Below are 26,604 nucleotides of genomic sequence, written 5' to 3'. Positions count from 1 at the left end.
AAGAGGATGAGTCCTTCTAGATCGACGAGCTGCAAGTCTCGTCGCCATTCCCTACCTGCGGGAATGCTGAGACTGTGACTTCCAGTCACAGTCTCGAGAGACTCTCGCCGCTCTTCCGGTACATGATCGAGGAGAGCCTTTCGCGTCGTGGTGTAGCCGAGCTCTCGGCATACGTCGGCAGCGGGGAACCAGTGCTCTCCGTTGGGCAGGGTCAACCTTCGGACTCGGGCCCCCGTGGCCGCGTAGACGAAATCGTTGACGTCCATGGCGTCGCGCCGGGCCGATGATCCCTGCGGTGTGTTGTGTTTGCGCATCGCGCATCACCTCCGCGACGGACGCTAAACACAACCGGCGCGCAATTCCCCCGAACGGGCGGAAGTTCGCTCGATAGGCTGGTAATGGATCATTCCGTGGACAAACCGCCCACCAGTGCTAATCCGGCTGGTGCTCCGGCCCGCCGTAGTCGGGGCTGGTGTAGTCCGGGCTGCTGTAGTGGGGGCGGGACCTGGGGGTTTCGCGTTCGGTGCTGAAGCCGGGACGGCTGTAGCCGAGGTGCGGGGTGCGGCTGACGGTTTCGGGGTTTCTCGGGACGTAGGCGGAGGGGGACGGGGCCGAGGGGTTGGCCAGGGCCTCGCGGAGGAACGGCAGGATGCCGCGCTCCAGCAGGGCCTGGCGCCAGACCTCTCTGGCGCGGTCCACCTCCTCGAGCAGCTCGCTGCGCGCCTCGCCCCGGACCGCGCTGGAGCCGTTCCGCAGCGCGGTCAGGAGCAGGCCGACGGCGGCGACCAGGATGCCCGCGGCGGTCAGGGCGGCGAAGAGCCAGCCCGCGGTGACCATCGGCTGTGCGATGGACGGGGCGGGGTCCAGGACCTTGAGGACGTAGCCGACGATGAGGAAGATGATCGCGGCGGTTCCGGCGAGCACCGGGGCCAGCACCGCCAGCATGGCGACGAGCCCCGCCCCCGCGGCGTCCTGCATCGCGCCGGCGAGCCCCGCCGTCCCGTCCGGGTGCTCGCGCTCACCGGCGTCCCCGCCGAGCGGGAAGCGCGGCATGGGCTCGCGTAGTTTGGCGCGAGTGGCGCGGTACTCCTGGTACTCGGCGGCCGCGCATGCCGAGATCGCGGCCGAGGCGCCGAGCGCCATGGTGCGCAGCTGTTCGGCGGTGAGCCGCTGCCCGATGCCGGTGAGGTCCGGGCGGCGGTCCGCGGTGCGCAATGCCTCGTCGAGAACCCGCTCGAACTCCGGGCGGTCCTCGGGCAGCAGGTGCGGAGCGCTTTTCATGGGTGCATCCCCCGATGCTCCGTAGGGCCGTGACGCCGGCTTTCACCGGGCAGTCCGGCGGAAACGGAGGAGAGCCTGCGACGGATAAGCCGATGGTAGAGCCGATCCGGCGCGGGGTGACAGCAGGTTTCGCGAATTGCTTCCGCGCCGCGGAAACTGTCTATCTGCCCCGGGGAATGCCCGCTGAATCCTCAGTTGGCCAGCGGAAGTTGGACGACCAGCAGTTTTCCGGCCATGGTGATGCCGCCGTCCATGGCCACCGCGAGGTTGTCCGCGTAGACGTGCGGGCCCTCGACGGCGGGCGTGCCGCCGTCCTCGCCGTCCTCCGAGCCGACCTCGCCGAGCAGATACGGGATGGGGCTGTGGCCGTGGACGATGCGCTGCCCGCCGTAGGTGTCGAGCAGTTCGCGGGCGGCTGTCGGCCCGGTCTCCTCGTCGCGGAAGGCGAACCGCTTGGTGAATTTGCGGAACAGGTCCCAGCACTCGTCGGCGTCGCTGCGCTGAAGTGTCTCGGTGACGGCGTCGTTGACGGCCTCGATCGAGTCGCCGTACTCCAGATAGGCGGTGGTGTCGGAGTGGACCAGCAGATGCCCGTCCTCCTCCGCCATCGCGTCCAGCCGGGACATCCACTGGACGTGGTGGTCCTCGAGCCGCTCCATGTCGGTGTGCTGACCGCCGTTCAGCAGCCAGGCGGCCTGGAAGGAGGCCGTTCCGGCACCGGAGTTGACGGGCGTGTCGCCGAATCGCTTGGCGCCGATCAGCAGCAGTTCGTGATTGCCCATCAGCGCCTTGCAGTAGCCGCCCGCGGCGGCGGCCTCGGCGGAGAGCTGCATGACCAGGTCGATGACGCCGATGCCGTCCGGGCCGCGGTCGGTGAAGTCGCCGAGGAACCACAGCCGGGCGTTGCCCGCGGCCCAGTTGCCCTTGGCGTCGATGAGGCCCTCGGCGGCGAGTGCCTCGCGCAGTTCGTCGTGGTAGCCGTGGACATCGCCCACGACGTACAGCGGGCCGGGGCCCTCGTCCTTGGCGAGCGGGCCGTGCTCGGGCTCGGGCACCGGGGTGAGGGCGACGGTGGGGCGGTCCTGCGGCGGGACGAGCGGGGTGTCCGGGATGGTGTGCCCCGGGCCGAGGACGGGGAGCCGCTCGGTCGGGGTGTACTCGGCGGGCGGAAGCGTGGCGGGCGCGGGCGCCCCGGGGGCGGGCACGGGCTCTCCGGGCGCGGGCGCGGGCGGCGGTACGGGCGCGGCGGGGCCCGGTGCGGCGGGGGCGGAGCCGGGCGGTACGGCCGCGGGCGCGACCCCGCTGGGCGGGGTGGACGCCCCGTACGCGGGCACGGGTGGGATCGCGCCCGTGGTCCCTGCCGTGGCTTCCAGACCGGCCCCCTGAGTCATCGACCCCTCCACCATCACGCCGCCGTGCCACCTTGTGGACCTTGCCTGGTCGACGGCGGTCCGCGGTGTCGTCCGCCCATCATAGGAATGACCGTGAGGGCTTGTGACGCACCAGGGTGCCGTCAATCGGTGCTCACTCCTGCTTGGACGGACTTTTATCCCGGATTGGCCCGGTAGGGGAAGCCCATTGGCCTCAGGTCCTCCCCGGGTCATTCTCGGGACGTCCTTGAGTCAGCCTCAGTTCAGCCTCCGGCGCGGCTGCGCGGGGCGCTGACCGTCGTACGCGGCGGACGGCGCTGTGACGACGTCCGCACCATCAATTCGGTGGGTATGACCTGCTCGACCGGCTGGTCGGGGTCAAGGCCCTCGATGGCGTCGATGAGCAGCTGGACGACCGCCGTGCCGATCCGGCGGGGTTTGAGTGAGAGGGTCGTGATGGGTGGCTCGGTGGTGCGGTAAACGGTCGATTCGCTACAGCAGACCAGCAGCAGATCGTCCGGGACGCGCAGTCCGTAGCGGCGGGCGGCGGCGAGCAGATCGGTGCCGTTGGGGTCGAAGAGGCCGTAGACCGCGTCGGGGCGGTCGGGGCGGGCGAGCAGCCGGTCGGCGGCGACGGCCCCGGCACAGGGGTCGTGGGCCGGGTACGCCTCATAGACCGGGTCCTGTCCCACACGTTCGCACCAGCGCAGGTACGCCGTGGTGGACAGCCGGGTGTAGGTGTCGGTGGAGGTGCCGGTGAGCAGTCCGATCCGGCGGGCGCCGGCCTCGGCGAGATGGTCGAGCAGTCCGAGCACCGCCGCCTCGTGGTCGTTGTCGACCCAGGCGGTGACGGGCAGGGCGCCGGCCGGGCGGCCGTCGCTCACGACGGGGATGCCTTGGCGCAGCAGCTCGGTGACGACCGGATCGTGGTCGGAGGGGTCGATCACCACGGTGCCGTCGAGGGCGACGTTGGACCACACGTCGTGGCGGGAGGTGGCGGGGAGGATGACGAGGGCGTAGCCGCGGGCCAGCGCGGCGGAGGTGGCGGCCCGCGCCATCTCGGCGAAGTAGGCGAACTCGGTGAAGGTGAAAGGTTCATCCCCGTACGTGGTCACGGTCAGGCCGATGAGGCCGGACTTGCCGGTACGGAGGGTGCGGGCCGCTGCGGACGGGCGGTAACCCAGCCGCTCGGCGACCTCGCGGACATGGCGGCGGGTGGCCTCCGGGAGCCGGCCCTTGCCGTTGAGCGCGTCGGAGACGGTCGTGATCGAGACCCCGGCGGCGGCGGCCACGTCCCGGATGCCCGCCCGCCCTAACCGGCGGCCGGCCGACCGGCTCACCTGGTGCTTCCCTGCTGCTGTCATGGCCAGCCGATAGTAGGGCTCGGGCGGGCGGTCTGCGCGATTCCGCCATCGGTATTCGGAAGGCACGTTTCTGCATGAGCGCCTTCCTCAATTCCCTTGGAATGGAAGCCAGTTGGGCCATCCGTCGGGCCTCTGGTCGCCTTTGGCATATCTGTGCCTGCTGTTTGATACATGTCTCGAAGAGGTCTCAACTCACCTGCACGGGGGATGCGCGCCACGGCGCTCGCCACGGGCGCGCGCGGAAAAGCGGGGCGCTCCCCCCGGTCGGTACGCGGGCGCCGGGGGCGGGTACGCGGCGGCGCCCGGCGGGTACGCGGAACGGGGGAATCCTCATAAGGTGTGCAGTATTGCCGTGTGCGAACGCTGCACACGGCCCGGGACAGGATGGGTCGAGGAGGACTGTCGGTGACCGAGAAGAGCCCCAAGCTGCGCGCCGTGCTGGACGGCATTCCGACGTACAAGCCCGGCAAGCCGGCCGCCGCGGGCGGCCCCCGGGCCTTCAAGCTGTCCTCCAACGAGAACCCCTATCCGCCGCTGGCCGGGGTGCTGGAGACCGCGGCGAACGCCGCCGCCGCTCTCAACCGCTACCCGGACCTCGCCTGCACCGAGCTGATCGCCGAGCTCGCGGACCGCTTCGACGTGCCGCTGGAGCATCTGGCCACCGGGACCGGCTCGGTCGGCGTCGCCCAGCAGCTGGTCCAGTCCACGGCGGGGCCGGGCGATGAGGTGATCTACGCCTGGCGGTCCTTCGAGGCATATCCGATCATCACTCAGATCGCGGGCGCGACGTCGGTGCAGGTCCCGTTGACCGACGCCGAGGAGCACGATCTGGAGGCGATGGCGGACGCGATCACCGACCGTACTCGGCTGATTTTCGTCTGTAACCCCAACAACCCGACCGGCACCGTGGTGCGCCGCGCCGAGCTGGAGCGCTTCCTGGACCGGGTGCCGTCCGATGTGCTGGTGGTGCTGGACGAGGCGTACGTCGAGTTCATCCGGGACGAGCGGGTCCCCAACGGCGTCGACCTCTACCGTGACCGGCCGAACGTGTGCGTGCTGCGCACCTTCTCCAAGGCGTACGGCCTGGCCGGGCTGCGGGTCGGCTTCGCGATCGCTCATGAGCCGGTGGCGGCGGCGCTGCGCAAGACGGCGGTGCCGTTCGGCGTCAGCCAGCTCGCCCAGGACGCGGCGGTGGCCTCGCTGCGCAGTGAGGACGCGCTGCGGGAGCGGGTGGACGCGCTGGTCACCGAGCGGGGCCGGGTGTGGGAGGCGCTGGCCGCCCAGGGCTGGACGGTCCCGGACTCCCAGGCGAACTTCGTCTGGCTGCGGCTGGGGGAGCGCACGGCCGACTTCGCCGCGGCGTGCCAGGCGGCGGGCGTGGTGGTCCGGCCGTTCCCGGGCGAGGGTGTGCGGGTGACGGTCGGCGAGCGCGAGGCGAACGAGATCTTCCTGCGGGCCGCGGAGGAGTTCCGCAAGGAGCTCTGAACCCGGCGCGGAGTGCCGGGCTCCGCGGGACGGCCGCCTCCGGAGCCGTCAAGGGGCCCATCGGGCCTTCCGTGCGGCGGGCAGCATACCCATACGTGTCCCATTCGCCCCCTACCCACCCCCGTGGGAGGGGGCGAAGCCATATGCGTATCATGGCTTGTGAATGTGAATACGTTCACAAGCTCGCTCGCGGGCAGGCACGACCGTAAGGAGAGATTCGGGTGAATCTGGCTCTGGCGCCGGAGACGCTGGCGCGATGGCAGTTCGGTATCACGACCGTCTACCACTTCCTCTTCGTGCCCCTGACGATCTCTCTCGCCGCGATCACCGCAGGTCTGGAGACCGCCTGGGTCCGCACGGGCAAGGAGAAGTACTTCCACGCCACCAAGTTCTGGGGCAAGCTCTTCCTGATCAACATCGCGATGGGTGTGGTCACCGGCATCGTGCAGGAGTTCCAGTTCGGTATGAACTGGTCGGACTACTCCCGCTTCGTCGGTGATGTCTTCGGTGCCCCGCTCGCGATGGAGGCCCTGCTGGCCTTCTTCTTCGAGTCCACCTTCATAGGTCTGTGGATCTTCGGCTGGGACAAGCTGCCCAAGAAGATCCACTGCGCCTGCATCTGGATCGTCTCGATCGGCACGATCCTCTCGTCGTACTTCATCCTGGCCGCCAACTCCTGGATGCAGCACCCGACCGGCTACACGATCGACAAGGCCACCGGAAAGGCCCAGCTCACCGACATCTGGGCGGTGCTGACCCAGAACACCACCCTGGTCGTGGTCTTCCACACACTGACCGCGGCCTTCCTCACCGGCGCCGCCTTCGTCATCGGCGTCTCCTCCTTCCATCTGCTGCGGGCCAAGCGCCGGCGCGAGCGCGGCGAGGAGCTGGGCGAGAAGGGGACGAAGCGGATCGGCGCGATGCGGGCCTCGCTGCGGGTGGGTCTGGTCGTCGCGGTCATCGCCGGTCTCGGCACCGCGATCAGCGGTGACCAGCTCGGCAAGGTGATGTTCGAGCAGCAGCCGATGAAGATGGCGGCCGCCGAAGCGCTCTGGGACACCCAGGCACCCGCACCCTTCTCGGTCTTCGCCGTCGGCGATGTCAGCAAGGGCCACAACAGCGTCGAGCTGGAGGTGCCCGGGGTGCTCTCCTTCCTGGCGCACAGCAACTTCACCGACTCCGTCCCCGGTATCACGGACATCGCCCAGCGGGAGGCCGCCGCCTACGGCGGTCAGCCCGATGACTACATCCCCAGCATCTTCATGACCTTCTGGGGCTTCCGGCTGATGATCGGCTTCGGCATGACCTCGTTCGTCGCCGGACTCATCGGGCTGTGGACGACCCGGCGCAAGCGGTGGCTCGACCCCGCCTTCCGCACCGGCGAGGACGAGGTCCCCCGGCTCATGCTCACCAAGAAGCGCGAGCTGAGCCCGCTGCTGTCCACCTGGTCCTGGCGCATCGGCATCCTCACCATGGGCTTCCCGCTGATCGCCAACTCCTTCGGCTGGATCTTCACCGAGATGGGCCGGCAGCCCTGGGCGGTCTACGGGCTGATGAAGACCGCCGACGCGGTCTCCCCCGGGGTCGGCCGGACCGAGGTACTGATCTCGCTCGGCGTCTTCACGCTGCTGTACGGGGTGCTCGCGGTGATCGAGGTGCGGCTGCTGACCAAGTACGCCAAGGCCGGACCGGACACCGACGAGAAGCCGCCCGCCAAGGACCCGAAGCTGCGGCTGCCCTCGGGCGGTCCGGGCGGTCCGGGCGGTCCGGCCGGCGGGGCCGCCGCCGAGGACGAGGACGCCGACAAGCCGCTGACCTTCGCGTACTGACCGGCCGGAGAGGATCATGCACCTTCACGACTTCTGGTTCCTGCTGATCGCCTTCCTGTGGACGGGCTACTTCTTCCTGGAGGGCTTCGACTTCGGTATCGGCGTACTGACCAAGCTGCTCGCCCGCGACCGCACCGAGCGCCGGGTCCTGATCAACACGATCGGGCCGGTGTGGGACGGCAACGAGGTCTGGCTGATCACGGCGGGCGGGGCGACCTTCGCGGCCTTCCCCGACTGGTACGCGACGCTCTTCAGCGGCTTCTACCTGCCGCTGCTGGCCATCCTGGTCTGCCTGATCCTGCGCGGTGTGGCCTTCGAGTACCGGCACAAGCGCCCCGAGGACCGCTGGCAGCGCAACTGGGAACATGTGATCTTCTGGTGCTCGCTGCTGCCCGCGTTCCTCTGGGGGGCGATCTTCGCCGCTCTGGTGCACGGGGTGCCGATCGGCCGGGACGGGAACTACGCGGGCGGTCCGACGGACCTGTTCACGCCGTACGCCCTGCTGGGCGGGGCGGTCACGCTGGTGCTGTTCACCTTCCACGGCGCCGTCTTCGCCGCGCTCAAGACGGTCGGGGACATCCGGGTGCGGGCCCGGCGGTGCGCGACCGGGCTCGGGCTGGCCACCGTCGTGGTCTCGGTGCCGTTCCTGGTCTGGACGCAGAGCGACAGCGGGAACGCCCGCAGTCTGGTGGCGGTCGTCCTCGCCGTCCTGGCGCTGGCGGTGGCTCTGATCATGAACCAGCGGGGGCGTGAGGGCTGGGCGTTCGCGCTGTCCGGGGTGGCCATCGCGGCGGCCGTCGCGATGCTCTTCCTCGCCCTCTTCCCCGAGGTGATGCCCTCCTCGCTGGACCCGGCGTGGAGCCTGACGGCGGCGAACGCGGCCTCCAGCCCCTATACGCTCAAGATCATGACCTGGGTCGCGGGCATCATGACGCCGCTGATCATGGCGTACCAGGCGTGGACGTACTGGGTCTTCCGCAAGCGGATCGGCACCCACCACATCCCCGAGCCGGCCGGGCACTGAGCGCTCGCGGGATGGTGTGTTTCACGTGAAACCAATCGACCCCCGGCTGCTGCGCCACGCACGAGCCACCCGTTTCTTCCTGGCCGCCTCCGTGGCGCTGGGCCTGGCCGGAGCGGGACTGGTCATCGCGCAGGCGATGCTGATCGCCGAGATCGTGGTGGGTGCCTTCCAGCGGGGCGACGGCGTACGGGCGCTGATGCTTCCACTGGGGCTGCTGGCGCTGGTCGCCGTCGGCCGGGCGGTCGTCTCCTGGCTGACCGAGCTGGCCGCCCATCGGGCGAGCGCGGCGGTCAAGTCGGAGCTGCGGCTGCGACTGCTGGAGCGGGCGGTGCGGCTGGGGCCGAGCTGGCTGGACTCCCAGCGGACCGGTGCGCTCACCACCCTCGCCACCCGGGGCATCGACGCGCTGGACGACTACTTCGCGCGCTATCTGCCGCAGCTGGGGCTGGCCGTGGTGGTGCCGGTGGCGGTGCTCGCCCGCATCGTCACCGCGGACTGGGTCTCGGCCCTGATCATCGTCGTCACGCTGCCGCTGATCCCGCTGTTCATGGCGCTCATCGGCTGGGCCACCCAGTCCCGGATGGACCGTCAGTGGCGGCTGCTGTCCCGGCTGTCCGGGCACTTCCTCGACGTCGTCGCCGGACTGCCGACCCTCAAGGTCTTCGGCCGGGCCAAGGCCCAGGCCGCTTCGATCCGTGCCATCACGGGCGACTACCGGCGGGCCACGCTCAAGACACTGCGGCTGGCCTTTCTGTCCTCCTTCGCCCTGGAGCTGCTCTCCACGGTGTCGGTCGCGCTGGTCGCGGTCGACATCGGGATGCGGCTGGTACGCGGTGAGATGGACCTCTTCACCGGACTGGTGGTGCTGGTACTGGCGCCCGAGGCGTATCTGCCGCTGCGGCAGGTGGGCGCGCAGTACCACGCGGCGGCGGAGGGGCTGGCGGCGGCGGACGAGGTGTTCGCGGTGCTGGAGCGCGAACCCGCGCACAGGGGAGGTGTCTCCGCCCCCGACGCCCGGTCCGCCGCGCTCGCGCTGGACGGGCTGGTGGTCCGCCACCCCGGGCGTACCGAACCGTCCCTCGCCCGGACCTCGTTCGAGATCCGCCCCGGGGAGACGGTGGCCGTCGTGGGGCCCAGCGGCGCCGGGAAGTCGACGCTGCTGGACGCCGTGCTGGGCTTCGCGGCGCCGGACGAGGGCCGGGTGCTGATCGGGGGCCGGGACCTGGCCGCGCTGGACCCGGAGAGCTGGCGACGCCAGATCGCCTGGGTGCCCCAGCGCCCGTATCTCTTCGCCGGGACGATCGCGGAGAACGTCCGGCTGGCCCGGCCGGACGCCGATGACGAGGCGGTACGGACCGCCCTGCGGGACGCGGACGCGTATCGCTTCGTCTCCGCGCTGCCGGACGGGATCGAGACCCGGCTCGGCGAGATGGGCGCGGGGCTGTCCGCGGGCCAGCGGCAGCGGATCGCCCTGGCGCGCGCCTTCCTGGCCGACCGGCCGGTGCTACTGCTGGACGAGCCCACCGCGAACCTCGACGGCGAGACGGAGGCGTCGGTCGTCGAGGCGGTGCGGCGGCTGGCCGAGGGCCGCACGGTGCTGCTGGTGGTCCACCGCCCGGCGCTGCTGCCGTTGGCCGACCGGGTGCTGCGCCTTCCGGGGCCGGGTGGCGTCTCTGGTGCTGCTGGCCTTGGGGCTGTTGCCCGTCGGGCTGCTGTCTCTGGGACTGTTGCCTCTGGGTCCGCTGTCTCTAAGGCTGCTGCCTCTGGTGGGGATGCCGTCTGCGTGCCCGTCGCGTGCGCGGGCGGGCACCCGCGTGCCCAGGCGCGGGTATCCGGGCCGGAGGCGGCGGGTCCGGCGCTGGAGCGGCCGGGCCCGGGGCGGGTGCCGGTGGCCGTGTCGGGTGCCGCGCACGAGGCGACGGCGGACACCGGCCCCGGTGGGCGGCCGGGTGAGGCGCGGACCGGGCCTGACGCCACGGGCCGGACCGTGCCGCACGGCCCTGCCGCGCGGGTACGGCGGGGCGCGTCGCGGGGTGCGCTCGCGCGGGTGCGGGGTACCGCGCGGGGGTGGCGCGGACGGTTCGGGCTGGCGCTGCTGCTCGGGAGTCTCGCCCTGCTGAGCGCGGTCGGGCTGATGGCCGTCTCCGGATGGCTGATCTCGCGGGCCGCGCAGCAGCCGCCCGTGCTCTATCTGATGGTGGCGGTCACCGCGACCCGGGCGTTCGGGATCGGCCGGGCCGCCTTCCGCTACGCCGAGCGCCTCGTCTCGCACGACGCCGTGCTGCGGGTCCTGGCCGAACTGCGGGTCGCCGTCTACCGGAGGCTGGAGCGGCTCGCGCCCGCGGGGCTCGGCCGGACGCGCCGCGGCGATCTGCTGTCCCGGCTGGTGGCCGATGTGGACACCGTCCAGGACTACTTCCTGCGCTGGCTGCTGCCCGTGGGCAGCGCGCTGACCGTCGGCGTGGCCTCGGTGGGGTTCCTCACCTGGGTGCTGCCCGAGGCCGGGGCCGTACTGGCGGCGGGGCTGCTGGTGGCGGGGGTCGTGGTGCCCGCCGTGTCCGGGGCGGTCGCGCGGCGGGCGGAGCGCCGGCTGGCACCGGCGCGCGGTGCCCTGTCGGCGCAGGTCGTCGACCTGCTCGCGGGAACCGCCGAGTTGACCGTCGCGGGCGCGCTGCCGCGCCGGCTGGACGCGGTGCGCCGGGCCGACGGGGTGCTCACCCGGATCGCCCGGCGGGCGGCGGCCGCCACCGGCGCGGGCGCCGGGCTGTCCGCGCTGGTCTGCGGGCTGACCGTGGCGGCCGCGGCGTGGCTGGGGGTGCCGGCCGTGGCGGACGGCCGGATCCACGGGGTGTGGCTGGCGGTCGTGGTGCTGACCCCGCTCGCCGCCTTCGAGGCCGTCGCGGGACTGCCACTCGCGGTGCAGCACCGGCAGCGGGTGCGGCGGGCCGAGGAGCGGGTGTACGAGGTGATGGACGAGCCGCTTCCGGTGCGCGAGCCCGACGAGGCACGGCGCGAGAAGGCACCCGACGCCCCGTATCCGCTGGTGCTGCGCGGGATCACCGCGCGCCACCCCGGGCAGTCCGACCCCGCCCTGGACGGATTCGGCCTGGAGCTGCGCCCGGGGCGCAGGGTCGCGGTCGTGGGCCCGTCGGGGGCCGGTAAGACCACCCTCGCCCAGGTGCTGCTCCGGTTCCTGGACGCCGACGGCGGCACCTACACCCTGGCCGGCCGGAACGCCGCTGCCCTGGACGGGGACGCGGTGCGCCGTCTCGTCGGCCTGTGCGCCCAGGACGCCCATGTCTTCGACAGCTCGCTGCGCGAGAACCTGCGGCTGGCGCGCCCCGCCGCGACCGAGGACGAGCTTCGCGCGGCGCTGGCCGCGGCCCGGCTGCTGGACTGGGTGGACGGGCTGCCGGACGGTCTGGACACGCTCGTGGGCGAGCAGGGGGCGCGGCTCTCGGGCGGCCAGCGGCAGCGGCTGGCGCTGGCCCGCGCGCTGCTGGCGGACTTCCCGGTGCTGGTGCTGGACGAACCCGCCGAGCATCTGGACCTGCCCACGGCCGACGCGCTCACGGCCGACCTACTGTCGGCGACCCAGGGGCGTACCACCGTCCTGATCACGCACCGGCTGGCGGGCCTCGACGCGGTCGACGAGGTGATCGTGCTCGACGGGGGCCGGGCCGTACAGCGCGGCACCTACCAGGACCTGGCCTCGGCCGACGGTCCGTTCCGCCGGATGCTGGAACGCGAGGCGGCGGAGGACGGCGTCGGCACCCTGGCGGTCGCGGGGCACCTGGGCGCCGCGTGAGGCGGGTGCCGCGTGCGGCGCCCCTGAGGTTCTCAGCGTGCGGCGCCCCGTGACACGGGTCCTTGGCGTGCGGCGGGTTCTGGCGTGGGTAGGGCGTTAGGCGGGTTCTGGCGTGGGTGGGGCGTTAGGCGGGTTCTGGCCGAGTAGGGCGTTGGGCGGTCCTGGCGTGCGACGGCCCTGAGCGGGGTCCCGGTGCGGGCAGAGCGTTCGCCCGCGGTACTCACTAGGCTCGACGGCATGGCGGCCGCTGCTCCCTCCCCCGACCCCCTGGATATGGCCGCGGAGGCGACCCGCGGTCTGCGGGGGCTGTCCACCGAGCTCACGGCGCGGCTGCCGCGGCTGCTGGAGGCGATGCGCTCCCTCGGTACCGGGCCGGACCCGCACACCGTCCTCGACCGGATCGTCCGTACCGCGGCCGAGCTGGTGGGCGCCCGACGTGCCGTGATCGGGGTGCATGACCCCGGTGGGGACGCCGCCGGGGAGCGAGGTCTGGCCGATGTGGTCACATACGGCGCGACCGAGGCCGACCGGGAGCGGTGTGCGGCGCTGCTCGCCGACGTGCGGCGGGCCGGAGCGCCGACGGCCCCCCGGGCTCCCCGGCCGCCGGGCGGGTATCTCTCCGTCCCCCTCCGGGTCGGGGAGGAGACCTTCGGCATCCTCTGTCTGGCCGGGAGACGCGGCGGCGGTCCGTTCACCGCGTCCGATCGCCATCTGGTCGAGGTGCTGGCGACCGAGGCGGGGATCGCCATCGGCCACACCCGCGTCCAGGGGGCCACCCGGCAGCGCGAGCGCTGGATCGAGGGATCGGTGGCGGTCACCCACGCACTGCTGTCCGGCGCCGCCGAGGACGGGCCGACCGTGATCGCCGAGAAGGCCCGGGAAGTCGCGGACGCGGCGGCGGGGATCGTGCTGCTGCCGGAGGACGGCGGCGGGCTGAAGGTCGCGGCGGTGGCCGCCGGGGAGCCGTCCGCGCTGCTCGGCGCGGTGCTCCCGGCCCGCGCCCCGGCCGTACCGAGGCTGCTGGCCGGGCTGCCGGTCCGGATCGACGATCCGGCCGCCGATCCGTTGCTCAGTACCCTCCCGGGGCGCTACGGGCCGAGCATGATGCTGCCGCTGAGCAGCGGGGACCGGGTGCTCGGTGCGCTGGCCGTCCCGCGTGAGCGCGGCGCCCGCCCGTTCACCGCCACCGAGCGCGCCCTGGCCGCCCAGTTCGCGGCCCAGACCGCGGTCGCGCTGGTGCTCGCCGAGGCGCAGCGCGACCGGGAGCGACTCGCGGTCCGTGAGGAGCGCGACCGGATCGCCCGCGATCTGCACGACCTCGTCGTCCAGCGGCTCTTCGCGACCGGGATGATGCTGGAGAGCGCGGAGCGCCGGGTGGACGCGCCGGAGGTGCGGGAGCTGATCGAGCGGGCCGTCGAGGAACTGGGCGCCACCGTCCAGGAGGTGCGCACGGCGATCTTCGCGCTGCAACAGGCCCCGCCGGAGGCACCGGCCGGGCTGCGCGGCCGGGTGCTGCGGGAGGTCGGCACGGCCGCCGTACCGCTGGGCTTCCAGCCGTCCCTGACCTTCGTGGGCCCGGTGGACTCCCGGGTCGGCACGGTGATCGGCGCCCATCTCGTCGCGGCGCTGCGCGAGGCGCTGTCCAACGCCTTCCGGCACGCACGGGCGGAGCGGATCGAGGTGGTCGTGGACGCGACCGCGCGGCTCGCGGACGGGCGGCCGGGGGTGCGGCTGACGGTCGCGGACGACGGAGTGGGCGTGCCCGAGGACGGGCGGCGCAGCGGCCTGGCGAACCTGGTGCGGCGGGCGGAGGCGCTGGGCGGGTCGAGCACCGTCGGCCCCGGACTCGGGGAAGGCGGGCGCGGTACGACGGTGGTGTGGGAGGCCCCCTTGCCGGGTGGTGAAGGGGTGCCAGACGCGGTGCCGTGAGGGGGCGGGCTCGCGCGGTGCCGTGGGTGGAGACGGGCCGGCGCGGTGCTGTGGAGCAGGTCGACGGGGCGTTGCGGGGGCTGACGCCGTGGCGTTCCTGGGGGCTGACGCGATCCTGTGAAGGGGCTGACACGTCGCTGCGGAGGGGGCTGACGCGCGCCATGGGTGGCTGACCCGGCGCTGGGGGGACGGCGATACGTCGCTGTGGAGGAGTTGCCCAGCGCCGTGGCGCGACTGCCAGGGCCGCGTGGGCGGCTGACGCGGTGCTGTGAGGGGGGTGCCCCGCGCCGCGCCCCGCCTCACAGGCCGCCGTAGGGCGGCTGGCGCGGCGCGGTGGGGTGGCCGACATGCCTCGGCGGGGCGGCTGTTGCTCGCCCGCTCGGGCCAACGCCTCACCTGCGCGTACCAACCATCACCTCGTCAGGATGCGGGCCGTGGTGACCGACGGTGGGATGAGCCTCGCGGGCCGTTCGGTCCTCCGTATCCCATCGCACTCCGCGACAGCTGTTGGCCCGACCGCGGGGAAGGAAGTCATGAAGTGAACAGCCACAGTCCCACTCCCAAGCGATCCCGGACGCGCCGCCGGGTCCTCTTCGCCACCGTCGCCGCGGCGGCCCTCACCGGCCAGGTCCTGACCATGTCCCCCGTGGCCGCGGCGGATGACAGTGCCACGACGAGCCTTGGCGGCCAGCCGAAGCCCCCCAGGCCGCCGTCCATCATCCACGGGATCCAGGAGTTCACCGCGGACGGCACCTTCACGCCTCCCGCGGGCGTCACCTCGGTGCACATCCAGGCGTGGGGAGCGGGTGGCGGTGGCGGCGGTGGCGGTGGCGCCAGCGTTCCGACGGCGAGCACCGGCGCTGCCCCCGGCGGCACCGGCGGTGGCGGTGGCTCCGGCGGCTTCGTCTGGTGTGTGATCCCGGTCACGCCGTTCACCACCTACACGGTCGACCTGGGTGCCGGCGGTCCGGGTGGTCCTGGTGGCGCCGGCGGTCCGGCCACCGGTGGTCCCGGCCAGACCGGGCAGGCCGGCCAGGCCGGGACCTCGACGACCCTGGCCTCTGGCGGCGGCGTCCAGCTCACCGCCACCGGCGGTCACCCCGGCCAGGCCGGCCAGGGTGCCACCGGGAGCACCCCGGGTATCCCGGGCGCCGGCGGCTCGGGCGGTACCGGTTCCACCTGCAACAGCTTCTCCGTGGTGACCCGCAACGGTGAGAACGGGGAGAACGGCGACGCCGGCGGTGAGGGCGGCGACGCGGTCGACGGCATCGTGGAGCTGCCCCCGCTGAACAGCAGCGCGGGTGGTGACGGTGGCAGGGGTGGCCCCACCGGCAGCACCCCCGGGGCCTCGGGCGCCAACGGCACCAACGGTGGCAACGGCTACCTGGTCGTCTTCTGGTAGTCCCAGCTTCTGGCAGTCCCAGCCGTCCGACCGCCCCGGGCCGTGTGGCCGGGGGCGGTTCCGGCTGTTCCGCCCGGTCGGTCAGCCCGCCAGGAGCCGCTCGATGACCGCGGCCACGCCGTCCTCGGTGTTGCTCGCCGTGCGGTGGGTGGTCGCGGCGAGCACATCCGGGTGGGCGTTGGCCATCGCGTACGAGGTGCCCGCCCATATCAGCATCTCCAGGTCGTTGGGCATGTCCCCGAACGCCACGACCTCCTCGGCGGATATCCCGCGCTCGGCACAGCACCGGGCCAGGGTGCTGGCCTTGCTGACCCCGCGACCGCTGACCTCCAGCAGGGCGGACGGGCTGGAGCGGGTGAAGTCGCCGTGCGTCCCGGCCACCGAGCGGGCCAGCTGGAGGAAGGCGTCGGGCGCGAGCTCCGGGTGGTGGGCGAGCAGCTTGAGGACCGGCGTGTCGGCGTGGGCGAAACCGTCGTGGAGCAGCTTCTCGGCGGGGGCGACGATCGCGCCCGGGTCGAGGTGGAAGGGCGGGTACTGCGGTTCGTAGAAGATTCCGCCGCTGCGCTCGATCGCGAAGGACGTGCCGGGAGCCGCTTCGCGCAGCACCTCCACCACGGCGAGGGCCCGGTCGGCGGCCAGCGGGCGGACCTCGATCGGCAGCCCGCCCCGGTGCAGATCGACCACGGCGGCGCCGTTGGCGCAGATCGCCAGGCCGTGGCCGTGCACATGGGCGCTGACGACGTCCATCCAGCGGGCCGGCCGGCCGGTCACGAAGAACACCTCGATGCCCGCCCGCTCGGCCGCCGCGAGCGCCGCGACGGTGCGGTCGGAGACCGTCTTGTCGTCCCGCAGCAGGGTGCCGTCGAGGTCGGTGGCGATCAGCCGGGGCCGGGCCGGGGCGGGACGGGAGGGCTCTGTGGCCGGGGTGTTCGGCCGCTCGGTCGCAGGAGTCACGGCAACCATCCTCCCGCATATGCGCTCATCGGTGAGGCGACGGTGCTCGGCTGCGGCCTCCGGCGCCGTTCCCGGGCCTCCGGCGCCGTTCCCATGGCCCCGGCGCCGTTTCCGGGGTTCCGGCGGTGCGGCGTCGGCGTCCCGGTGGTGCGGCGTCCGGTGTACGGCGTCGGCGTCCCGGTGGTACGGCGTTGTCACACCCGCCGCTTAGGCTCCCCGTATGCGACTGAGCACCGTGATCCTGCCCGTCCGCCGCTGGACCGAGGGCGGCCGGGAGGTATGGCAGCGCGCCGAGGAGCTGGGTTTCCACGCCGCGTACACCTATGACCATCTGTCCTGGCGCAGTTTTCGCGACGGGCCCTGGTTCGGGGCCATACCCACACTGACGGCGGCCGCGGCGGCGACCTCGCGGATGCGGCTGGGCACCCTGGTCACCTCCCCCAACTTCCGCCATCCCGTGACGCTGGCCAAGGAGCTGATCACGCTGGACGACGTGTCCGGCGGGCGGATCGGGCTGGGCATCGGCGCGGGCGGCTCCGGCTTCGACGCGACGGCGCTGCTGCGCGGCGGTGAGGAGCCATGGTCGCCGAGGGAGCGGGCGGACCGGTTCGCCGAGTTCGTCGAGCTGCTCGACCGGCTGCTGACCCACGATGTGGTGACGTACGAGGGCACGCACTACAGCGCGCACGAGGTGCGCAACATCCCCGGCTGTGTGCAGCCGTCGCGCATTCCGTTCGCGGTGGCCGCCACCGGTCCGCGTGGGATGCGGCTGGCGGCGCGGTACGGCCAGGCGTGGGTGACCACGGGCGATCCGAAGATCTCCGAGACGGGCACCCCGGCCGATTCGCTGGCGGCCATCGGCGGGCAGCTCGCACGGCTGGGCGAGGCGTGCGAGCAGGCCGGCCGGGACCCCGACGATCTCGACGCGGTGCTGCTCACCGGTTTCACCCCGGACCCTGGACGGCCGCTGAGCTCGGTGGACGCCTTCGTGGACTTCGCCGGGCGCCATGCCGAGCTGGGCATCGACGAGATCGTGCTGCACTGGCCGATCCCCGATTCGGTCTTCGCGGCCGACCTCGATGTCTTCGAGAAGATCGCCACGGAGGGTGCGGCGCAGATCGCCTGATGAGGCACCTTACGCCTCTGATATCGCTTATGCCGCGATAAGCGGCAGAATCGGGTATAGGGCTTTGGCGTCGCCAGGGGAGGTGTCCCATGCCGCATACCCGCTATGCCCCTGACCGGGGGCTGACCGCCCGCATGGTCACGACGATGTTCTTCATCGGGCTGCTCTATGTGGTCTTCATCGGCGTGCTGCTCGCGCTGTTCAAGGGCGCCTGGCCGCTGATCGTGATCATCGCGGGAGGGCTGTTCGTGGCGCAGTTCTGGTTCAGCGACCGGATCGCGGCCTTCAGCATGGGCGCCCGGGAGGTCAGCCCGCGGCAGGCGCCCGAGCTGCACGGTGCCGTGGACCGGCTGTGCGCGCTCGCGGACATGCCCAAGCCACGGGTGGCCATCGCGGACACCGATGTGCCCAACGCCTTCGCCACCGGCCGCAACCAGCAGAACGCCCTGGTGTGCGCCACCACGGGGCTGCTGCGCCGGCTGGAGCCGGAGGAGTTGGAGGGCGTTCTCGCCCATGAGCTGTCGCATGTGGCGCACCGCGATGTGGCGGTCATGACCATCGCCTCCTTCCTCGGCGTCCTGGCGGGCATTATGACCCGCGCGGCGCTGTGGGGCGGGCTCAGCCGGGGCAGCCGCAACAGCAACGCGGGCATCGCGGTGCTGCTCATTCCGCTGGTCAGCGCCGTGGTCTACGCGATCAGCTTTCTGCTGACCCGGCTGCTGTCCCGCTATCGCGAGCTGTCCGCCGACCGCGCCGGTGCGCTGCTGACCGGGCGTCCCTCCGCGCTCGCCGCCGCGCTGACCAAGGTGACCGGGCAGATGGCCCGGATTCCGACCCGCGATCTGCGCAAGGTCGAGCCGTTCAACGCCTTCTTCTTCGCCCCCGCGCTCTCCGGGGAGAGCGTCAGCCGGCTGTTCTCCTCGCACCCGACGCTGGAGCGGCGGCTCGAGGGGCTCGCCCGTGTCTCCGCCCAGCTGGGCCAGGCGGGAAGGGGCTGAGGCGTGGGGTTCTGGGACGCCCTCCTGGGCCGCAGCAAGCCGGTGCGCCCCGACCTCGACCGGCTCTTCGGGCTCCCCGGGGCCGCGGTCAGCCTGGAGGCGGGGGCGGGGTTCACCCCGACCGGACAGGGTTCGGTCTGTTTCGCGAGTGTGGAGGGCGGCGCCTTCTCCCAGCTCCAGCGGGATGTGCGGGAGCTGCTGGACGCGGACACGGACCGGGGCGGGGTGCCGGTGGAGTTCAGCCAGGACGCGTACGGCTTCACCTGGCTGCTGGCCCGGCAGCCGCCGGACGATGTGGCGGCCCTGGTGAACGACCTGCACGCGGTCAATTCGCTGCTCCAGGACGGGGGGTTCGGCCCGCAGCTGCTGTGCTCGCTGATCGGCTTCCGGGACGCGGCGGGGCGTTCCCTCGCGCTGGTGTATCTCTACAAGCGCGGCACCTTCTACCCCTTCGCGCCGCTGCCGGGCGGCACGGAGCGGCGGGACAACGCGCTGGAGCTCCAGGTGCGGGCGCTGCTCGGGGACGATCTGCGGATCGAGAAGGAGCTGAGCCGCTGGTTCCCGGTCTGGGGCGCGCCGGGTCTCTAGGACCTGCCGTCCGGGCTGTCGTCAGGACCTGCCGTCCGGGCTGTCGTCAGGATCTGCCGTCAGGGTTCGTCGTCAGGGCCTGTTGTCGACGTCGCCCACACCGGACTTAAGTCCCGCCAAGGTTGTGGATACCCTCGGTAACCCCCTCCGGTCAGGGGCCCGTCCCTTACGGGCGCGTCAGACCCGAGGACTAGACGAATCCCACCGTCTGGAGGGACGTCGTCCGTGCCTCACACCACTACGGTCGAAGACGTGACTGTGATCGCCACCGAAAGCCTGAGCAAGCGGTTCCCCCGGGTCACCGCGCTCGACCGGCTCTCCGTCGACATCGCGCCAGGCGTTACCGGCCTGGTGGGTGCCAACGGCGCCGGTAAGTCCACGCTGATCAAGATCCTGCTCGGGCTGTCGCCCGCCAGCGAGGGTCGCGCCACCGTGCTCGGTCTCGACGTGGCCAAGGACGGCAGCGCCATCCGCGAAAGCGTCGGCTACATGCCCGAGCACGACTGCCTGCCGCCCGATGTCTCGGCGACCGAGTTCGTCGTCCACATGGCGCGCATGTCCGGGCTGCCGCCGTCCGCCGCCCGTGAGCGCACGGCCGACACCCTGCGCCATGTCGGGCTGTACGAGGAGCGATATCGCCCTATGGGCGGCTACTCCACGGGCATGAAGCAGCGGGTCAAGCTCGCCCAGGCCCTGGTGCACGATCCGCGTCTGGTGCTGCTGGACGAGCCGACCAACGGGCTGGACCCGGTCGGCCGCGATGAGATGCTCGGCCTGATCCGCCGCGTCCACACCGACTTCGGCATCTCGGTCCTGGTCACCTCGCATCTGCTCGGCGAGCTGGAGCGCACCTGCGACCACGTGGTGGTCATCGACGGCGGCAAGCTGCTCCGCTCCAGCTCCACCAGCGACTTCACCCAGATGACGGCCTCGCTCGCGGTCGAGGTGACCGACACCGCCGACCACCCGGACGGCACCGCGGCGCTGCGCACCGCCCTGGACCGGGCCGGGCTCACCGTCCAGCCCGCCGGCCGGGGTGCCGACGGGGCGCCCGGCTCCGACCACGTGCTGCTGGTGGACGTCGCGGGGGAGGCGACGTACGACACGGTCCGGGACACCATCGCCGGCCTCGGCCTCGGCCTGGTCCGCATGGAACAGCGCCGCCACCGCATCGCGGAGATCTTCCGGCCCGACGCCGACGACGAGGGCGCCGACACGGACGAGGGCGCCGACACGGACGCCTACGCCGACGCCGACGAGGGCGCGAAAGCGAACGCGAACGCGAACGGAGGTGCCGTCGATGCCGCCTGAGACCGTGACCCAGCAGCGCGCCGACGTCATTCACAACATCGGCTACCGCCACTACGAGGGCCCGCGCCTGGGCCGCGCCTACGCCCGCCGCTCGCTCTTCTCCCAGAGCCTGCGCGGCGCCTACGGACTCGGCCGCTCCGCGAAGTCCAAGGTCGCGCCGATGCTGCTGTTGGCCGTGATGTGCATGCCCGCCGCGATCATCGTCGCGGTCGCCGTCGCCACCAGCGCGGAGAAGCTGCCCGTCCAGTACACCCGCTACGCGATCATGCTCCAGGCCGTCATCGGCCTCTACACCGCCTCCCAGGCGCCGCAGTCCGTCTCCCGGGACCTCCGCTTCCGGACGATTCCGCTCTACTTCTCCCGCCCCATCGACACGATGGACTACGTGGTGGCCAAGTTCGCCGCCATGGCCTCCGCCCTGTTCATCCTCACCGGCGCGCCCCTGCTGATCCTCTACGTCGGGGCACTGCTCGCCAAGCTCGACTTCGCCGATCAGACGAAGGGCTTCGCACAAGGACTGGTCTCCGTGGCTCTGCTCTCCCTCCTCTTCGCCGGTCTCAGCCTGGTCATCGCCGCGCTCACCCCGCGCCGCGGCTTCGGCGTCGCCGCCGTCATCGCCCTGCTGACCATCTCCTACGGCGCGGTGTCCGCCGTCCAGGCCATCGCCTGGGACCAGGGCAGCACCGGCGCGGTGAGCTGGATCGGACTGTTCTCGCCGATCACCATCATCGACGGGGTGCAGACGGCGTTCCTCGGCGCCGACTCCTCCTTCCCCGGCGAGTACGGCCCCGGCACCGGGACCGGGCTCGTCTACGTCCTCGTCCTCCTCGGCCTGATCGCCGGCTCGTACGGGCTGCTGATGCGCCGCTACCGAAAGGTCGGCCTGTGACCACGATCGCCATCGACAACGTCTCCCGCTGGTTCGGGAACGTCGTGGCCGTCAACGACGTGACCATGACCATCGGCCCCGGGGTCACCGGGCTGCTCGGCCCCAACGGCGCCGGGAAGTCCACCCTCATCAACATGATGGGCGGCTTCCTGGCCCCCTCCACCGGATCGGTGACCCTCGACGGCGCCCAGATCTGGCGCAATGAGCAGGCCTACCGCCACATCGGCATCGTCCCCGAGCGCGAGGCGATGTACGACTTCCTCACCGGCCGTGAGTTCGTGATCGCCAACGCCGAGCTGCACGGGCTGCCCGATCCGCGCGCCGCCGCCCGTAAGGCGCTCGACACCGTCGAGATGGACTACGCGGGCTCCCGCAAGATCGCCACGTACAGCAAGGGCATGCGCCAGCGGGTGAAGATGGCCTCCGCGCTGGTGCACGAGCCGTCGGTGCTCCTGCTGGACGAGCCGTTCAACGGCATGGACCCGCGGCAGCGGATGCAGCTCATGGATCTGCTGCGGCGGATGGGCGCGGAGGGCCGTACCGTGCTGTTCTCCTCGCACATCCTCGAGGAGGTCGAACAGCTGGCGGCGCACATAGAGGTGATCGTCGCGGGCCGGCACGCCGCCTCCGGCGACTTCCGCAAGATCCGCCGGCTGATGACGGACCGTCCGCACCGCTATCTCGTCCGGTCCAGCGACGACCGCGCGCTCGCCGCCGCCCTGATCGCCGACCCGTCGACCACCGGAATCGAGGTCGACGCGAGCACCGGCGCCGACGGCGGACTGCACATCCAGGCCGTCGACTTCGCCCGGTTCACCGAACTGCTCCCCCGGGTCGCCCGTGACCAGGGCATCCGGCTCCTCACGGTCTCGCCCTCCGACGAGTCCCTGGAGAGCGTCTTCTCCTACCTCGTCGCGGCCTGAAAGGAGCCCACAGCGATGTCCTCGCTCTACCACCCCACCGTCGCGCGGCTCACCTACCGGGCCCTGCTCGGCCGCCGCCGGGCGCTGATCCTCTTCACCCTGCCCGGTCTGCTGCTGTTGATCTCGCTCGCCGTACGGCTGCTGACCGGAGCGGACGACAACACGGCCGACGCGGTCCTCGGCGGCTTCGCGATGGCCACCATGGTCCCGCTGATCGGCGTGATCGCCGGTACGGGCGCGATCGGCCCGGAGATCGACGACGGCTCGGTCATCTATCTGCTGGCCAAGCCGGTGAAGCGGCCGACGATCATCATCACCAAGCTGGTCGTGGCGATCGGCGTCACGGTCGCCTTCTCCGCGATCCCCACCCTGCTCGCGGGCTTCCTGCTCAACGGCAACGCCCATCAGCTGGCCGTCGGCTACGCCGTCGCCGCCGCCGTGGCCTCGGTCGCCTACAGCGCGATCTTCCTGCTGCTGGGCACCGTGACCCGGCACGCGGTGATCGCCGGGCTGGTCTACGCCCTGGTCTGGGAGACCTTCTTCGGCAGCCTGGTGGCCGGGGCCCGCAAGCTCAGCGTGCAGCAGTGGGCGCTGGCGCTCGCGCAGAAGGTCGAGGACGGCGATGTGATCTCGTCGGACGTCGGCCTGGCGACCGGTGTCGTCCTGCTGCTGGCCGTGACCGGGGCCGCGACCTGGTACGCGGGCCGCAAGCTGCGCTCGCTGACCCTCGCGGGGGAGGAGTGACCACCCGCGCGGGGTGACACCCGGCGCGCAGGGGCTTATGCGGACGCCCGGCGCCCAGGGAGGGCTCATGCGCGCCTTACGGCGGTGGCTCATGCGCGCCTTACGGCCGCCACCGCGCCGGGACGGCGGAGCGGCCGCCGGTCGTCTCCGCGGTGGCGGCGGTCGTCGTGACGGCCGCCGCCACGAAGCGTGTGGGGGCCGCGTTGGCCTTGTCCAGGGCCGAGGCCACGGTCGCGGACGAACCGAGCAGCACGGTCGCCGCCACACACACCACGGTCCAGGGAGCCCGCAGCAGCTTCCGCCACGGTCGCCGGGTGCCCGCCGTGGCCCGAGTGCCCTGGGTGGTCTCCGCCTCGTCCATGCCGCTCATCCCGTCCTCCGGTCCTCGTCGGTGCCGATGACACCGAGAGTGGCGGCGGTGGTTGTCGACCGGCCCTCTGCGGGCTGAGGACCGGCTGTGAAAGCGTCGGACCGCGCACGGAGTACGGCCAGTTGAGCCGCTCGGACTCCCGGAGCGGTCAAGGAGCTCAGGACCGGATCTTGCGGTCGCGTCCCGCGCCCAGGCCCAGCACCGCGAGCACCCCGCACACCGCCAGCATCAGCGTGAGCGGCACGGTCCAGTCGCCGGTGGCCTGGTGCACCGCGCCGAGCACCAGCGGGCCCGCGGCGGCGAGCAGATAGCCCCAGGTCTGCGCCATTCCGGACAGGCGCGCGGAGGTGTGGGCGTCCCCGGTCCGCAGCACCATCATGGTCAGCGCCAGCCCCACGGCCCCGCCCTGTCCGACGCCGATCAGCGCCGCCCACACCCAGGCACCGGCGACCGGGGCCACCAGCATGCCCGCGATACCGGACGCCATCAGCGCCGCTACGGCGACGGCCAGCGACCGCTGGGAGCGCATCCGCCCGGCGAGGGTGGGCACCACGAACGAACCGACCATCTGGAGCATGTTGCTGAACGCGAACACCAGCCCGGCCGTGCTCTTGCTCATACCGTGGTCGGTGAAGATCGTCGGCATCCACGCGACGCAGACGTACGCGATCGACGACTGCAACCCCATGTACAGCGTGACCTGCCAGGCCAGCGGGGAGCGGCTCAGCCTCGGCCCCGCCGCGTCCGGCGTGGTCCTCACCGGAGTCGCCGCGGGCTCCCCGTGGTGCGTTCCGCGCCGGGCGAGCACCGTCTGCGGTATCCAGACCAGCGTCGCGACCGCGGCCGGCAGTGCCCAGAAGGCGAGCGAACCCCGCCAGCCGCCGAGCGCGTCCTCCAGGGGCACGGCGGAGGCGGCGGAGACCGTCGCCCCCGCGATCATCGAGGTGGTGTAGAGCGCGGTCATCCCGGCGGCCCGGTGCGGGAAGTCACGCTTGACCAGGCCCGGCATCAGCACATTGAGGAACGCGATCCCGCTGCCGACGAGGGCGCCGCCGGCGAAGAGCGCCGTCACGGGCGACGCCACGCGCAGCAGTACGCCGCCGAACAGCAGCACCAGCGCGCCCAGCAGCACCGCCTCGGTGCCCCAGCGCCGGGCGAGCCGGGGTGCGAAGGGCGAGGCCAGGCCCATGAAGATCAGCGGAATGGTGGTGACCAGACTGCCCGCGGTCGCGGACAGCCCGAAGTGGCCGCTGATCTCACCGAGGAGCGGGGAGACCCCGGCGAGCGCGGCCCGCATGTTGAGCGACGCCAGCACGATGCCGATCAGCAGGAGCGCGGGGTGGGCCCGCAGAGTGCGCCGCGCGGCGGCCACCTCGCGGGTCGGCCGCAGATCCGTCTCGGCGTCCACGAGCAGGGGTTCGGCCTCGGGGCCGGGGGTGTGCGGGCGTGGCAAGAAGAGCTCCGTTCCGACGTGATGAGGTGGGGTGAGGTGGGGGCGGTGAGGTGGGTGTGGTGGTGGGTGGTGGGAGCGCCGGGCCGCGGTCAGGCGCGCCGAAGGGGGCTCAGCCGGTGGCGTCGGCGGCGAGCAGCGCCTCGATCGCGCGCTTCGGCGTCTCCAGCAGCGCCCGCGCCGCCGCCTCGGCGGCCGCCGGATCGCCGGAGGCGATGGCGTCGACAAGGGCGCGGTGGTCGGCATGGGAAATGCTCGGCAACTCCCGGTCGCCGAGCGAGGCCACCAGCGACTCGCGTACCGAGGTGCTGAACCAGCCGTAGGTCGCGCTCAGCGCGGCGTTGTGCGCGGCGTCGACGACGGCGATGTGGAATCCGACGTCATGGGACGCGTACAGCTCATGGCTGCCGGACGCGGGCTGCTCTCCGGCGTGCTCGAACGGTTCCGGAGACTCCAGTGCCTCCAACGACTCCAGCGACTCCAACGCCGCCCGCATCCGCCGCAGATCGGCGGGGGTGTGGCGGAGCGCGGCCAGCCGCGCGCCCTCCGCCTCCAGGGCGATCCGCAACTCCAGCACATCCCGGATTCCGGCGCGCCGCACATCCCGCATGACTTCGGCGGGGTCGGTGGTGGAGACCACGAAGGTGCCCTCGCCCTGCCGGGACTGCAACATTCCCGCGTGCACGAGGACGCGGACCGCCTCGCGGACCGTGTTCCGGCCGACCTGGAGCTGTTCGGCGAGGGCGTGCTCGGTGGGCACGCGGTCGCCGACCTTCCACTCGCCCTCGGCGAGCTGTGCCCGCAGCTGCTCCACCACGGTGTCGACCAGCGACTGTCGTCCGGCCGCCCGCAACGCCATCTCGCCCGTTCCCCTCGTTCGGTTCCGCTTCAATTCGCCCGATTGCCCAGTCATCCTACAAGTGCGCTCGGGCGAACCCGGTGGGCGGGACGTCACCCCGCCCACCGGGCTCCGCCGGTCCGCTACGCGCGCCGTCGCTGGGCGCGCCGCGCCCGCCGCTGGGCCGCCTCGGCCTTGAGTGTGGCGACGTCCTTGCGGACCTCGGTCATGTCATCACCGAGATCGCAGAGCCGCTCGCTCATGGCGCAGATGACCCGTCCGTGCGCATCGAGCCGCCGGTCCATGCCGTCCAGCCGGGCGGAGACCCTGGCCATCCACGGCGCCAGCTCCCGCAGCGTGGAGCCGACATCCGCCAGACACGCCTCGACGGCCTCGAGACGGTTGCCGATCGGCCCGGCCAGCATCCGCTCGGTGAGCACCTGTTCGAGCGGAAGCTGCTCCGTCCCGGTTCCCGGTCCGTTCCGGGTCGACTCCTCGATATCGAGGAGATAGGTGCGTACCCGCCTGGCGATATCGCTGTCGCGCAGCAGCATGGCGACATTGAGGATGGCCCGGCGGGGGTAGAGGGTGAGCTGGGTGATGGCCTGTGGATAACTCGACTCCCATAGGTCCATTGTGGACCTATGGAAGGACCGCAGGTCAGCGCCTCGAAGGGTGTGCATCCCGTTGCTGTGGAACTCCTTCCGGTGTCGCTTGGTCAGACTCTTGACGGCTTCTTCCCCAACCTCGAAGTACTCCGCGACCATGCGCGTGGTGATATGCAGCCCATCGGGCAGCAGGGTCAGGACCTTGACCTTGTCGAGGACGTCCGTCCGGGCGATGACACTGTCGCGCAGCGAGCGCGACTCCAGTAGTGCGGTCTCAGGTGGCATGGATGTGCCTTCCGGTGTGGATTTCAGG

21 protein-coding genes and 1 pseudogene are annotated in these 26,604 nt (G+C 72.1%); 13 read left to right on the top strand and 9 right to left on the bottom strand.

Annotated elements, in window-relative coordinates:
* Nucleotides 1-8 precede the first annotated feature (8 nt).
* The 4 genes and pseudogenes from N6H00_RS40555 to N6H00_RS20155 form a co-directional block, all read right to left on the bottom strand.
* Nucleotides 9-266, bottom strand: a pseudogene (locus tag N6H00_RS40555) (BRO-N domain-containing protein); the annotation flags it as partial.
* A 166-nt stretch (nt 267-432) separates the two neighbouring features.
* Complete coding sequence (locus tag N6H00_RS20165) at nt 433-1,281, bottom strand: hypothetical protein (RefSeq protein WP_268973187.1); 849 nt, start codon at nt 1,279-1,281, stop codon at nt 433-435.
* A 191-nt stretch (nt 1,282-1,472) separates the two neighbouring features.
* A complete protein-coding gene (locus tag N6H00_RS20160) occupies nt 1,473-2,672 on the bottom strand; it encodes a metallophosphoesterase (RefSeq protein WP_443072988.1) in 1,200 nt (399 codons plus the stop codon).
* Nucleotides 2,673-2,914: 242 nt separating this feature from the next.
* Complete coding sequence (locus N6H00_RS20155) at nt 2,915-4,015, bottom strand: LacI family DNA-binding transcriptional regulator (RefSeq protein WP_268973186.1); 1,101 nt, start codon at nt 4,013-4,015, stop codon at nt 2,915-2,917.
* 405 nt (nt 4,016-4,420) lie between these two features.
* On the opposite strand from N6H00_RS20155, the gene hisC reads away from it, so the two are divergent.
* The 6 genes from hisC (at nt 4,421) to N6H00_RS20125 (ending at nt 15,492) form a co-directional block, all read left to right on the top strand.
* Entirely contained in the window at nt 4,421-5,500 is a 1,080-nt protein-coding gene (gene hisC / locus N6H00_RS20150; RefSeq protein ID WP_268973185.1) for a histidinol-phosphate transaminase, read from the top strand.
* 221 nt (nt 5,501-5,721) lie between these two features.
* Nucleotides 5,722-7,329, top strand: a complete 1,608-nt coding sequence (locus N6H00_RS20145) for a cytochrome ubiquinol oxidase subunit I (protein ID WP_268973184.1) — start codon at nt 5,722-5,724, stop codon at nt 7,327-7,329.
* A 16-nt stretch (nt 7,330-7,345) separates the two neighbouring features.
* On the top strand, nt 7,346-8,353 hold the full coding sequence (gene cydB / locus N6H00_RS20140) for a cytochrome d ubiquinol oxidase subunit II (protein ID WP_268973183.1): 1,008 nt from the start codon (nt 7,346-7,348) through the stop codon (nt 8,351-8,353).
* Between the two features lie 25 nt (nt 8,354-8,378).
* Nucleotides 8,379-12,161 (top strand): thiol reductant ABC exporter subunit CydD, encoded by a 3,783-nt coding sequence (gene cydD, locus N6H00_RS20135; RefSeq protein WP_268973181.1) that lies wholly within the window; start codon nt 8,379-8,381, stop codon nt 12,159-12,161.
* A 237-nt stretch (nt 12,162-12,398) separates the two neighbouring features.
* Nucleotides 12,399-14,090 carry a GAF domain-containing sensor histidine kinase gene (locus N6H00_RS20130; protein WP_268973180.1) on the top strand — a complete coding sequence of 564 codons (1,692 nt, stop codon included), beginning with the start codon at nt 12,399-12,401 and terminating at the stop codon, nt 14,088-14,090.
* Nucleotides 14,091-14,628: 538 nt separating this feature from the next.
* Nucleotides 14,629-15,492: a hypothetical protein gene (locus N6H00_RS20125; protein WP_268973179.1), complete on the top strand. Its 864-nt coding sequence runs from the start codon at nt 14,629-14,631 to the stop codon at nt 15,490-15,492.
* An 81-nt stretch (nt 15,493-15,573) separates the two neighbouring features.
* Here N6H00_RS20125 and N6H00_RS20120 read toward each other — a convergent pair whose 3' ends face one another.
* On the bottom strand, nt 15,574-16,455 hold the full coding sequence (locus N6H00_RS20120) for a Cof-type HAD-IIB family hydrolase (protein ID WP_268973178.1): 882 nt from the start codon (nt 16,453-16,455) through the stop codon (nt 15,574-15,576).
* A 211-nt stretch (nt 16,456-16,666) separates the two neighbouring features.
* On the opposite strand from N6H00_RS20120, the gene N6H00_RS20115 reads away from it, so the two are divergent.
* From N6H00_RS20115 to N6H00_RS20085, 7 genes are all read left to right on the top strand, one after another.
* On the top strand, nt 16,667-17,572 hold the full coding sequence (locus N6H00_RS20115; RefSeq protein WP_268973177.1) for an LLM class flavin-dependent oxidoreductase: 906 nt from the start codon (nt 16,667-16,669) through the stop codon (nt 17,570-17,572).
* Between the two features lie 89 nt (nt 17,573-17,661).
* Complete coding sequence (gene htpX / locus N6H00_RS20110; RefSeq protein WP_268973176.1) at nt 17,662-18,570, top strand: zinc metalloprotease HtpX; 909 nt, start codon at nt 17,662-17,664, stop codon at nt 18,568-18,570.
* 3 nt (nt 18,571-18,573) lie between these two features.
* Nucleotides 18,574-19,158 carry a PspA-associated protein PspAB gene (pspAB, locus tag N6H00_RS20105; RefSeq protein ID WP_268973175.1) on the top strand — a complete coding sequence of 195 codons (585 nt, stop codon included), beginning with the start codon at nt 18,574-18,576 and terminating at the stop codon, nt 19,156-19,158.
* A gap of 225 nt (nt 19,159-19,383) precedes the next feature.
* Complete coding sequence (locus N6H00_RS20100) at nt 19,384-20,469, top strand: ABC transporter ATP-binding protein (RefSeq protein WP_268973173.1); 1,086 nt, start codon at nt 19,384-19,386, stop codon at nt 20,467-20,469.
* The gene (locus tag N6H00_RS20095; protein ID WP_268973172.1) at nt 20,459-21,358 is read left to right on the top strand and encodes an ABC transporter permease; all 900 of its coding nucleotides are present in this window, start codon (nt 20,459-20,461) and stop codon (nt 21,356-21,358) included. The genes N6H00_RS20100 and N6H00_RS20095 overlap by 11 nt, the downstream gene beginning before the upstream one ends.
* Nucleotides 21,355-22,281 carry an ABC transporter ATP-binding protein gene (locus N6H00_RS20090; protein ID WP_268973171.1) on the top strand — a complete coding sequence of 309 codons (927 nt, stop codon included), beginning with the start codon at nt 21,355-21,357 and terminating at the stop codon, nt 22,279-22,281. The genes N6H00_RS20095 and N6H00_RS20090 overlap by 4 nt, the downstream gene beginning before the upstream one ends.
* A gap of 15 nt (nt 22,282-22,296) precedes the next feature.
* Nucleotides 22,297-23,025 (top strand): ABC transporter permease subunit, encoded by a 729-nt coding sequence (locus tag N6H00_RS20085; protein WP_268973170.1) that lies wholly within the window; start codon nt 22,297-22,299, stop codon nt 23,023-23,025.
* Between the two features lie 100 nt (nt 23,026-23,125).
* Here N6H00_RS20085 and N6H00_RS20080 read toward each other — a convergent pair whose 3' ends face one another.
* The 4 genes from N6H00_RS20080 to N6H00_RS20065 all read right to left on the bottom strand — a co-directional run bounded on the left by N6H00_RS20080 (nt 23,126) and on the right by N6H00_RS20065 (nt 26,576).
* Complete coding sequence (locus tag N6H00_RS20080; RefSeq protein ID WP_443072987.1) at nt 23,126-23,395, bottom strand: hypothetical protein; 270 nt, start codon at nt 23,393-23,395, stop codon at nt 23,126-23,128.
* A gap of 157 nt (nt 23,396-23,552) precedes the next feature.
* Nucleotides 23,553-24,848 carry a CynX/NimT family MFS transporter gene (locus N6H00_RS20075; RefSeq protein WP_268973169.1) on the bottom strand — a complete coding sequence of 432 codons (1,296 nt, stop codon included), beginning with the start codon at nt 24,846-24,848 and terminating at the stop codon, nt 23,553-23,555.
* Nucleotides 24,849-24,957: 109 nt separating this feature from the next.
* Nucleotides 24,958-25,704, bottom strand: coding sequence for a FadR/GntR family transcriptional regulator (locus tag N6H00_RS20070; protein WP_268973168.1), 747 nt, complete (start codon nt 25,702-25,704; stop codon nt 24,958-24,960).
* A 122-nt stretch (nt 25,705-25,826) separates the two neighbouring features.
* Nucleotides 25,827-26,576, bottom strand: a complete 750-nt coding sequence (locus tag N6H00_RS20065; protein ID WP_268973167.1) for a hypothetical protein — start codon at nt 26,574-26,576, stop codon at nt 25,827-25,829.
* Nucleotides 26,577-26,604 lie beyond the last annotated feature (28 nt).

Source organism: Streptomyces sp. S465, assembly GCF_026898115.1.
Lineage (GTDB): Bacteria > Actinomycetota > Actinomycetes > Streptomycetales > Streptomycetaceae > Streptomyces > Streptomyces luomodiensis.
Note: the sequence above shows the minus strand (reverse complement) of the source record. Positions and strands in the feature narration are given on the sequence as shown.

Bases quoted from the DNA above. Each gene is read 5' to 3' on its own strand.
- N6H00_RS20160 (WP_443072988.1), bottom strand. From the start codon at position 2,672: ATGACTCAGGGGGCCGGTCTGGAAGCCACGGCAGGGACCACGGGCGCG.
- N6H00_RS20065 (WP_268973167.1), bottom strand. From the start codon at position 26,576: ATGCCACCTGAGACCGCACTACTGGAGTCGCGCTCGCTGCGCGACAGT.
- N6H00_RS20085 (WP_268973170.1), top strand. From the start codon at position 22,297: ATGTCCTCGCTCTACCACCCCACCGTCGCGCGGCTCACCTACCGGGCC.
- N6H00_RS20155 (WP_268973186.1), bottom strand. From the start codon at position 4,015: ATGACAGCAGCAGGGAAGCACCAGGTGAGCCGGTCGGCCGGCCGCCGG.
- cydB (WP_268973183.1), top strand. From the start codon at position 7,346: ATGCACCTTCACGACTTCTGGTTCCTGCTGATCGCCTTCCTGTGGACG.
- N6H00_RS20095 (WP_268973172.1), top strand. From the start codon at position 20,459: ATGCCGCCTGAGACCGTGACCCAGCAGCGCGCCGACGTCATTCACAAC.
- N6H00_RS20115 (WP_268973177.1), top strand. From the start codon at position 16,667: ATGCGACTGAGCACCGTGATCCTGCCCGTCCGCCGCTGGACCGAGGGC.
- N6H00_RS20080 (WP_443072987.1), bottom strand. From the start codon at position 23,395: ATGAGCGGCATGGACGAGGCGGAGACCACCCAGGGCACTCGGGCCACG.
- N6H00_RS20130 (WP_268973180.1), top strand. From the start codon at position 12,399: ATGGCGGCCGCTGCTCCCTCCCCCGACCCCCTGGATATGGCCGCGGAG.
- N6H00_RS20120 (WP_268973178.1), bottom strand. From the start codon at position 16,455: ATGGTTGCCGTGACTCCTGCGACCGAGCGGCCGAACACCCCGGCCACA.
- htpX (WP_268973176.1), top strand. From the start codon at position 17,662: ATGCCGCATACCCGCTATGCCCCTGACCGGGGGCTGACCGCCCGCATG.
- N6H00_RS20165 (WP_268973187.1), bottom strand. From the start codon at position 1,281: ATGAAAAGCGCTCCGCACCTGCTGCCCGAGGACCGCCCGGAGTTCGAG.
- N6H00_RS20070 (WP_268973168.1), bottom strand. From the start codon at position 25,704: ATGGCGTTGCGGGCGGCCGGACGACAGTCGCTGGTCGACACCGTGGTG.